The organism is Kitasatospora sp. NPDC093558, assembly GCF_040683475.1.
GTDB lineage: Bacteria > Actinomycetota > Actinomycetes > Streptomycetales > Streptomycetaceae > Kitasatospora.
Genome location: NZ_JBFBDY010000672.1, coordinates 1 through 3,260 on the forward strand (window position 1 = coordinate 1; position 3,260 = coordinate 3,260).

The 3,260-nt window shown below is 71.7% G+C and carries 3 protein-coding genes; 2 read left to right on the forward strand and 1 reads right to left on the reverse strand.

All coding sequences use genetic code 11. The features are described from left to right. Positions 1 to 1,656: FAD-dependent oxidoreductase (locus AB0O00_RS33500; RefSeq protein ID WP_363658270.1), on the forward strand; the 1,656-nt coding region annotated here is incomplete at its 5' end. A gap of 213 nt (positions 1,657 to 1,869) precedes the next feature. On the opposite strand, the gene AB0O00_RS33505 is transcribed toward AB0O00_RS33500, so the two are convergent. Beyond that, positions 1,870 to 2,397: a CGNR zinc finger domain-containing protein gene (locus AB0O00_RS33505; protein WP_363658272.1), complete on the reverse strand. Its 528-nt coding sequence runs from the start codon at positions 2,395 to 2,397 to the stop codon at positions 1,870 to 1,872. Between the two features lie 53 nt (positions 2,398 to 2,450). On the opposite strand from AB0O00_RS33505, the gene AB0O00_RS33510 reads away from it, so the two are divergent. Next, a partial coding sequence (locus tag AB0O00_RS33510; protein WP_363658274.1) for an MFS transporter occupies positions 2,451 to 3,260 on the forward strand: 810 nt, incomplete at its 3' end.

The following is a 3,260-nucleotide window of genomic DNA, read 5'->3' on the forward strand; positions in this document are numbered from 1 at the left end:
GTCGCCGTGCTCGGTGGTGGGGTCGCCGGTCTGAGTGCGGCGCAGGAGCTGGCCGAGCGCGGTTACCGGGTGACGGTCTACGAGCGCAATGAGGTGTTGGGTGGCAAGGCCCGCAGCATGGACGTGCCCGGCACCGCCCGGGGTGGCCGGCGGCCGCTGCCGGGCGAGCACGGCTTCCGCTTCTTCCCCGGCTTCTACCGCAACCTGCCCGACACCCTGCGCCGGATCCCGCTGCCCACCGGGTCGGTCGGCCGCACCGTCCACGACAACCTGGTGAACGCCACCGAGGAACTGTTTCCCCGTGCCGGAGGACGACCGGCGCTGCGTCTGCCGTTCCGCACCGTGACCACGCTCCCGGTGCTCGGTGAACTGCTGCCCGACGCACTGCTCCAGACGCTGACGGGTCTGCTGGACACCGCCCTGCACCTGCCGGCCGCCGAGGTGGCGTACTTCGCCAACCGGCTGCTGGTCCACTTCACCAGCTGCGAACTGCGCCGTTACGAGCAGTGGGAGCGCGTGCCGTGGTGGCGGTTCATCCGGGCGGGCGAGATGTCCTACGACTACCAGCGGCTGCTCGGCGTCGGCATCACCCGCAACATCGTCGCGACCAGGGCCGAGGAGGCCAGCACCCGCTCCGTCGCCCGGATCCTCCAGGCGTTCGTCTACAACATCCTGGGCCAGGGCAACGACGGCGAGCCGGACCGCGTCCTCAACGCCCCGACCAGCGAGGCCTGGATCGGCCCCTGGGAGGCGCACCTGCGCTCGCTCGGCGTCCGGTTCGAACTCGGCACCGACGTACAGGAGTTGATGTACGGGAACGGCCGGATCGGCGGCGTGCGGCTGCGGGACGCGAACGCCCCCGTACTCGCCGACCACTACGTCAGCGCGATGCCGGTCGAACACGCCCGCGCCACCTGGGGGCCCGCGCTGCGCTCCGCCGACCCGCAACTCGCCCGCTGCGACCGGCTCCGCACCGACTGGATGGTCGGGGTCCAGTTCTACCTGCGCCGCCGCACCCCGATCGTGCACGGCCACGTCGACCTGGTCGACTCGCCCTGGGCCGTCACCTGCATCGGCCAGGCCCAGTTCTGGCCCGGCCGGGACTTCCGCCGGGACTACGGCGACGGGCAGGTGGCCGAGTGCCTCTCGGCGATCGTCTCGCAGTGGGACACCCCGGGGATCGTCTACGGCAAGCCCGCGCTCAAGTGCTCCCGCGAGGAGGTGGTGCGCGAGACCTGGGCGCAGCTGAAGGACTCCCTCAACGGCGGCGGCCGGCGCGTCCTGGACGACGCGGACCTGGTCACCTGGTTCATCGACCCGGCCGTCACCGGCCTCGGCGGCCCGGATCCGGCCAACCGCGAGCAGCTGCTCATCCACCCGGCGGGCACGGTGTACAACCGTCCGTCCGCCGTGACGGCCGTACCCAACCTCTTCCTGGCCGGCGACTACGTCGCCACCGACATCGACCTGGCCACCATGGAGGGCGCGAACGAATCCGCCCGCCGAGCCGTCAACGCCCTGCTCGACGCCGACGGTTCACCGGCCCCGCGCTGCACGGTGTGGCCGCTGTACCGGCCGCCGGAGCTGGCCGCCCTCCAGCAGCAGGACGAGACCCGCTACCGCCGAGGCCTGCCGAACGCCCTCGACGCGGGGTGACGCCCGCCGGCACCGCTCCCACGCCGGGTCCGCTGCGGATCCGGCTGCATGTCCAAGCCGGCTCCAGGGCTGCCCGAGCCGCCGCTCGCGACCACCCGTCCCCACGGAGAACGTCGCTGATCCTGTGATCGGGGGTCGGGTACTGTGCAGGATCCGCTTGCGTAGGAGGTCGAAGTCGGCGCGGCCGTATCCGGCCTGGAGCAAGACCGATCCTCAGGAGTCCTCAGCCGTTCGTGCGCGGTGCCGCCGCACCGCATCCCGGTTGGCGCACCGCTGCGAGCAGTAGCGTTGCCGACCGGTGCGAGACGTGTCGGCGAAGATCGTCGTGCATTCGGCCACCGCACAGCGCCGCAGCCGGTGCATACCGCGGCCCACCAGATGCTGCGCCGTACCGACGGCGAACATCACCGTCAGCACCTCACCGAGCGGCCGGCCGTCGTCGCGGTAGTGCAGGTGCCAGCCGTCGCCCGCGTGATCCGTCAGGCGCGGGTACGCGGCGGCGTCCGCCATCATGCGGTTGAGCCGCGCGGCGCGCTCGTGGTCGTCGGCGGCGTCGACGACGCGCTCCCACTCGTCCAGCGTCTCGTTCAGCCGGTCCAGGTCCTCCGGGAGGACTGCGGTCTCCATCTCCAGCTCGTGCGCGCGGCACCGCTCGGCCAATTCCTCGACGCTGATGGGCCGACGGTTGGCCAGGTCCACGGCCAGATCGACGGCGCCTCGCCCGTAAGGGTTGAAGTGCATAAGACCATTACATCATCGTGATCGCCATGAGCCAACCCGCCGTACCGGCGCCCATGAGCGCCACGCAGCCGACGATCCTGATCAACCGGACAAGCCCGGCGAACGAAGCGCCGCGCTACCGCTGGGTCGTGCTCGGGGTCGCCACCTTCACCCAAGCCGCAACCTGCTTCTTCGTCCAAGGCATCGGGGCGCTGAGCCTCGTGCTGCGCCACGCGCTGGGCCTCGGCGCCACGCAACTCGGGCTCCTGCTCTCGGCATCGCAACTGGTCCCGCTGATCGGGCTGCTGGTCACCGGCGAACTGCTCGACCGCTACAACGAACGCTGGGTGGTCGGCATCGGCAGCTGCGTCGTGGCCGCAGGCCTGGGCCTGGGAGCCCTGGCGCCGGGCTACGCCTGGCTGATGGCCGCGATGCTCCTGGTCGGGGCCGGATACAGCACCGTCCAGCCCGGGGGCAGCAAGTCGGTCGCCGGCTGGTTCGGTCCCTCCCAACGGGGACTCGCCATGGGTGTTCGCCAAGCCGGACTCCCGCTCGGCGGGGCCCTGGCCGCGGCCGTGCTTCCCGTGCTGGCAGGCGCCGTAGGCTGGCGGCCGACGCTGGTTACCGGCGCGCTGACCGCGCTGGCCGGGGCGGTCGTGTTCATGGCCGTCTACCGCAGGCCGCCCGGCGAAGACGCTCCCCGTATGAACCGCACGAACCGCACGAACCGCACGGACGGCGCGGCCTCACGCGTCGGCGGCAAGGCACTGGCCGCACGGTTCGGGCTGCTCCGCGAGCCCGCGATCACACGGCTGCTCGTATCCGGAATGTGCCTGGTCTCCGTGCACACCGGCGTCACCATGCTCGCCGTGCTGTATCTCAAC

Excerpts from the sequence above, each read along its gene's own strand:
- AB0O00_RS33505 (WP_363658272.1), bottom strand. The coding sequence starts at position 2,397 with ATGCACTTCAACCCTTACGGGCGAGGCGCCGTCGATCTGGCCGTGGAC.